General features: G+C 62.8%; 6 protein-coding genes. 4 read left to right on the forward strand and 2 right to left on the reverse strand.

Annotation, left to right across the window (positions count from 1 at the left end; all coding sequences use genetic code 11):
* The first annotated feature begins 416 nt into the window (after positions 1-416).
* From AB0I41_RS34610 to AB0I41_RS34625, 4 genes are all read left to right on the forward strand, one after another.
* Positions 417-596, forward strand: a complete 180-nt coding sequence (locus tag AB0I41_RS34610; RefSeq protein WP_357115496.1) for a hypothetical protein — start codon at positions 417-419, stop codon at positions 594-596.
* Between the two features lie 340 nt (positions 597-936).
* Positions 937-1,293, forward strand: a complete 357-nt coding sequence (locus AB0I41_RS34615) for a hypothetical protein (protein WP_357115499.1) — start codon at positions 937-939, stop codon at positions 1,291-1,293.
* A gap of 182 nt (positions 1,294-1,475) precedes the next feature.
* Positions 1,476-3,224: a pentapeptide repeat-containing protein gene (locus tag AB0I41_RS34620; protein ID WP_357115502.1), complete on the forward strand. Its 1,749-nt coding sequence runs from the start codon at positions 1,476-1,478 to the stop codon at positions 3,222-3,224.
* Positions 3,225-3,911: 687 nt separating this feature from the next.
* Positions 3,912-4,478, forward strand: coding sequence for an HD domain-containing protein (locus tag AB0I41_RS34625; RefSeq protein WP_357115505.1), 567 nt, complete (start codon positions 3,912-3,914; stop codon positions 4,476-4,478).
* Here the strand turns inward: AB0I41_RS34625 and AB0I41_RS34630 are convergent.
* Together AB0I41_RS34630 and AB0I41_RS34635 are read right to left on the reverse strand one after the other, a co-directional pair.
* A complete protein-coding gene (locus AB0I41_RS34630; protein ID WP_357115507.1) occupies positions 4,466-4,936 on the reverse strand; it encodes an NUDIX domain-containing protein in 471 nt (156 codons plus the stop codon). The two genes, AB0I41_RS34625 and AB0I41_RS34630, sit on opposite strands and share 13 nt — an antisense overlap.
* Before the next feature lie 4 nt (positions 4,937-4,940).
* A complete protein-coding gene (locus tag AB0I41_RS34635; RefSeq protein ID WP_357115511.1) occupies positions 4,941-5,642 on the reverse strand; it encodes an XRE family transcriptional regulator in 702 nt (233 codons plus the stop codon).
* Positions 5,643-5,946: the final 304 nt, after the last annotated feature.

Raw genomic sequence — 5,946 nt, forward strand, 5'->3', positions numbered from 1 at the left:
ACATCGAGTGATCACTATCCACAACGAACCTGCAGAACGATCTCCAAACGGACTCAAGCCACAGACCAACTCAAAGATCTTCGAACCGCCCTCTCAGGAGCGGCCTCCCGCGCCGCCTGACCCCTCGCTTGTAAGTTCTGGGCGCTCCGTTCGGGCCGGTCCGCGCACGTCTCTGACGTCGGGCGTTGATCCGCGCTCGGCCACTGGCGGCTGTCCTCGTCCGGGTTCGTTGCTGTCACCGTTGCTGTCGGCGGCCACCTCTCGCCGCGACCCCGTCACGGGCGTCACCTGGTCACGCCCACTTTCGGCTCAGGTGCCGGTGGGCCCGGCGACTCTGGAGCGTCGTGCGGCGGTCCACAGGTGATGGGCCTGGCCTGGGTCACACCCGGTCTGCGCCCGTCCGCAATACTCCACGCGTGTCTCTTCTGGAGTTGCGCCTCGCCCTCTACATCCTCGCAATGCTGATCACCAACGGCATAGCGGCCGCGATCCTTTTCCACGCAGGCGGCTGGGGTGTGGCGCTCCTGCCAGTGCTGGGTACATTCGTCGCGATTGAGTACGGACGCACCCTGCCTCGAAGAGGTGGAACGCCGTGAGATATCACGAAAGGAAGCGGCTGCCGCCGGCCCACCCTGCGGCAGTTGGGGATGCGTGACGGACTGGGGTGCGAATCGGTCCCGTTCATCGCTGGTCGCCGGCGTTTCAAGCTGTCTTGTGCCCCATGTACGCCCCGACGACCCCTTGCCCCCCAGGCAATCCACACGGGACGCTGACCTGCGGCTCTGAAGCCACTGAGCTGCTAGGACGATCCCCCAGTGTCCGTGACAGTCCGCCGTTGTCCGTCCCGATCGTCACCCAAATAGTCACCCAGCTGTGCCGGGAGACTACGAGCGGTGCTGCACCTGTGGGCAGTACGGCGACATGTAGTGTCCTGCCATGCGAGCGACTGTCCGCGCCTCGACGGCCGTCGTGGCAGTCATCTTTGGCTTCCTCTCGGGGTCGTTCATCTCTCACGCTGGCGGCTCACCTGCCCGCGCTCTTACCGCCGTCCTTGTGATGGCCGTAGTGCTCAGCGGGACGGGAATGGCGATCGGCGTGCCGCTCGGCGTCGTCAACGACGGGCCCTGGTTGAAGCGCGGCCTCGCGCTCATGCTCGCCTCATACTGCGTCAGCGCGTTGCTGAGCTCCCCGTTCCACAGCATGGCTGTGGACCTCCTGCTTCTCGTCGTCTCCTTCGCTCCAGCATGCATCTTTGCCCCGATGGGGTTTGCTAGAGGCCAAGACATGGGATAGGTGAGCCACGACCGCTTCGGTGTGAACGGGGACCGGCGCCAATGGCGGGTGCATGCCCGAGGGTCGCCGGGACTACCGGCCTGGCAGCCAAGGAGTAGTCTGCCAGGACAGTCTTCGCAGTGGGAGCCACTTTGGATACCAGATCGCAATCAAAACGGCCAAGGTGGCATGCCTTTCTGGGCTTGGCAGGGATCTCCTTGCTGGTAGCCGGAATCACGAACTGGTCCCTGACCAATAGGCAACTTGTTTCAGATGTGGTCCGGGCAGCCCTCGCGGCACTACCCGGTCATTCCATTTTGCTGGCCATTTCGGGGCTCGTGCTGATTACCGCTTCCTACCTCCTTCATCTTGCGAAGCGAAGGAGGTCGTTCGACCCCGAGGCCCCTCTTAAAGTCATGCCTTGGTGGTCAGTCGTTTTGGCTAGCGCCTTTGTGATTACAGCGACGTGGCTAACGATCAACTGGTTGTTGGCGGTAGCCGCCCTACCCGCAAATTCCTCTCCGATAGAGCAAGCCAAATTGCGCATAGATGCAATTAAGGCAGGTCTTTCAGTGGGTGCAGGGACGGGTGGTGCTGTCGCTTTAGCGCTAGCAATGCGCAGGCAATGGCTACATGAGCGCACGCAAGCCCACCAGGAAAGGGTGGCGGTTGCGACTCAACATGATGCGACTGAGCGTCGCATAACTGAGTCCTACACCAAGGCGGTCGATAACCTTGGGCACGAGAAGGCGTCTGTGCGTCTGGGTGCGCTATACGCATTGGAGAGGCTGGCTCAAAGCGACGAAGCCCACCGGCAAACTATCGTCAATGTGATCTGCGCCTACTTGCGAATGCCGCACGCCCTCTCTTCGCGGGAGCCGGAGCAAGAGGGTGAAAGTGCCTCCGACGCACAGGCCTTGAAGCTGTCAGCCGAACTAGGAGAGCGAGATGTGCGCATCACGGCCCAGCGGATTCTTTCGAACCACTTGCGGCCTTCCAGACCGGACGGATACTGGCCAAGCATCCGGATCGACTTGCAGCACGCCACCCTAGTCAAATTTGACTTCCAGGGTTGTGCTGTAGCGAGTGCGAATTTCGGCGGCGCAATCTTCATCGACACAGCACGGTTCTCAGGTTCGTCTTTCGATGAGCGCTGCTCGTTCCGAGAGTGCGAGTTCCGAGGCTATGTCAAGTTCGAGAATGTGCAGTTCAATGCGGATGCGCGGTTTGAAAGGGTGAAGTTCACTCGTGGTGCCACGTTCATAGGCACGCGCTTCTCAGGTGGAACGAAATTCGATTCGGCCAGCTTCGGGGCAACGTGCTACTTCGGTGATGTCATCTTTGGTGGTGCCTGCTACTTCAGCGAAGCTGAGTTCGAGGGTGAAGCGAGATTCGGCCAGGCTGAGTTCCATCGAGAGGCATCCTTTGGCGGCTGCAAGTTCCACGGTGAGACGCGCTTCGGGAGCGTTCGATTTTATCTGGCGAGTAACTTTTCTTCGGCAACCTTTAATGGCGATGCGCGGTTCGGCAGTGTCCGTTTCGCCGGCAAGGCCAAGTTCCTTGATGCAGTTTTCTATAAGGACTGCAGATTCGGAGAGAGCATCTTCCTTGATAGCGCCCGCTTCGATCGGGCAACCTTTCACCAGTTGGCCGCGTTCGGAGGGGCTGCCTTCCACTCGACACTCTCAATCATTACGGCAAACTTTCACGAAGAGCCTCGATTTGCCGACGCCAGGGTATCGCGGAAAGTTCATGGCGGTAGGCTGCCGCAGGGTTGGTGCATTTCGGATACCGAAGACCGGCACGGCCTGCGGCTCCTGGTTCCCTGTCAAGCTATGGACGAGACGAGTCAGGAGGACGATGCTTCTCTGGACAGAGAAATTGCTCAGGAAGTCGTTCCCCCAACTAAGGACCAAATTTCTAGGGTTGAGCACGCAGATAGCGTTGACTAGCTAACACGCCTACATCGGAATCAGATCCGCGTCCTTCGCGTCTGCTATGGAGCTGCAATTGCGAATGGACCTGCCGCAATGACGGCTACGCCATCCCGTCTGCCGCCGACCCGCCCTCCTGGGGAGCGGGCCGCCGCCCGGTCCGCCACGTCAAGCGGACCTTGACGCTCGTACGGACGCTGGCGGGCCGGGCGGTGGTCTGCTCGGCTCGCCCGGGTCGTCGGCAGGCGGGATGGCTCACGCAACCACCCACCGACCGCGACCCGCCGACGGACCCCCGGCCATCTCGGAGTCGTTGCGCCCCCGCCGGAGGCGCGGTAACCGCGACCGACGCCGCCGCAACCCGCCGCACCGACCGGGCGTGCCCTTCCCTGCGCCGCGCCGCTCGGGGCGCGGCCCGGCCGGCTGCCGGCCACAAACCTCAGCCGCCCTCGGCGCTACCGTCTGCGGCGGCCACCGGGCTTCCCGCTCTCCGCGCCAGCCGACGGGCGTTCTGCGTGGCCGGCGTGGAGCGCCAGCGGAGCGTCGGACGCGCGCCCAGGCGGCGGCGCGTGCGGCCCGCTCAGGGCCGCCTTGAAGACGTACAGAAACTTTGCACAACATCGCCGGCAGTCCGGCCGCCCCTTCGCCTGGTCGGCCAACCGCCGGAGGGTGGTCTGGTGCCCAGATGCTCCGTAGGCTGTCGCTATGGCCGTCCTTGTCGATGCTGCTCGGGAGATTGCTCGACTCAAGCTTGAGGCCGCGTTGCCTCGCCGTTGGAGTCACGTCCAGGCCGTTGCCGCGAAGGCTCGACAGGTGTGCGGTGCTGTACCCCCTGAGGACCGTGACGTGCTTGTCGCGTCGGCCTGGCTGCATGACGTGGGCTACAGCCCTGGCCTAGTGGACACTGGCTTTCACTCGCTGGACGGTGCCCGATGGCTGAGGCGGGAGAGCGTTGACGAGCGTATTGCGGCGTTCGTGGCTCACCACTCCTGCGCCTGGCTGGAGGCGGAGGAACGCGGACTGGGTCACGTCCTGGCCGACGAGTTCCCGCGCGAGGAGTCGCCGGTGACCGATGCGCTCTGCTTCTCGGACATGACGACCGGACCGGACGGGCAGGATTTCGATGTGAACGACAGGCTCGCCGAAATCCGGTCACGCTATGGACCCGATCACCTGGTCACCCGGTTCATCACACGCGCTGAGCCGGAGATTGTTGCCTCGGTACGACGGACTCAGGGCAGGCTTGCCGGCTTCGTTGCTCAGCCGATGTAGGGCTCGCTGCGTTCCTCGTAGCCATGCTTGATGCGGAGCATCGTCGACGGGTGGACCGAGAGTCGTCTCAGGTCCTCACGCGTCACCCATCGCACCTCGGTTGACTCCTCGCTCGGCGTCGGTTCCCCTGAGAGTGGCCGCGCTCGGAAGCAGAGCGAGAACTGCTGCCGTACCTCGCCGTCGGTGTACTCGACGACGTGCGCCGGATCGGAGTACACGCCAACCACGCCCGTAACCTCGACGACTACGCCGGTTTCCTCACGAGTCTCACGTACGGCCGTCTCGGCCACGTACTCGCCGACTTCTTGCCCTCCGCTGGGCAGCGACCACAGGCCGTTGTCAGTGCGCTTGATGAGTAGCAGCCGGCCCTGTTCGTCGGTGACGAAGACAGACACGGCAACAACGATGCTGTTTGCTGCTGGGGCGTCCGGGTCGTGGTAGTGCTCTGTCCTCGCCATAGCTCTAGGCTGCCACCTCCTTGACCCAAGCCGGGTCTGAGGCGGACATGACGCGGTCGAAGCTGTCGGCGTAGGTGCCGAAGAGATCGCCGCCGGCCAGCTTTCGGAGATGCATGACAGGCGCGTGCGGTGCGGGGAACCCGAGTACGTGTGCGTTGACGAGCATCTCGTCGTCGAACCGGTAGATCGAGTTGTACAGCGTCGTCTTGTGGTGACGCACCTCGACCCCCTTCACACCCTGCAAGCGGTCGTAGTACTGCATCACGTTGCGAATCTTCGCCGCCATGACGTCGGGCGCTCCTTCTTCGATGCTCCTTTGCTTGACCGCGTCGGACTTGGGATCGCCCAGCAGTATACGAATCTCTACGCCGGCTGCGGCCTTCTCCTTGAGCGTGTCGATGAGCTTGGGCTCTTGCTCGACCAGGAACAGCCCGGCGTAAGCCAAGACGTCGATCTTGCGCTCAGCCCTGTTGATTAGCCGGTGCCAGAGATCATGAGGCACTGCGATACGACGGGAGTAGAGCTGGATGAGCTCCGACTGACCGATCCGGGCTGCTTTCTCGGGCGACACTGCGTCCGGCCAGAGGTATTCCTCGCCTTCACGGACGATAGCGGTGATGGCGTGCCGGTAACGCGGATACGGTATCCGATCCTGGGTGATCCACCGCTCGACCGTCTTCGGGTCCACGTTGAGCCTCTCCGCCACGCTCGCCGGCGTCAGCCCGTTTCGTAGGAACGCATCGCGCAGACGGTGATTCGGCATTGGAAACCCCCTAGGGACGTCTGGGACGACTCCACTGTAACGGAGACGTCCCTAGATGTACAGGAGATCGGTGAGGTCGTCACTGCGATCCGAGAACTATATGGACAGAGGCCATGAGCAAATGTCCACCGGGGACAGGCTCAACCACCGGCCCAGACACAGGAGGTCTGTTGTGAAGCTGTACGTGGACACCACGAGCAAGCAGGTGACGGCGTCGAAGGACCCGGAGCCGAAGAACGACCAGAAC

Source organism: Micromonospora sp. NPDC050200 (assembly GCF_040656135.1).
GTDB lineage: Bacteria > Actinomycetota > Actinomycetes > Mycobacteriales > Micromonosporaceae > Micromonospora.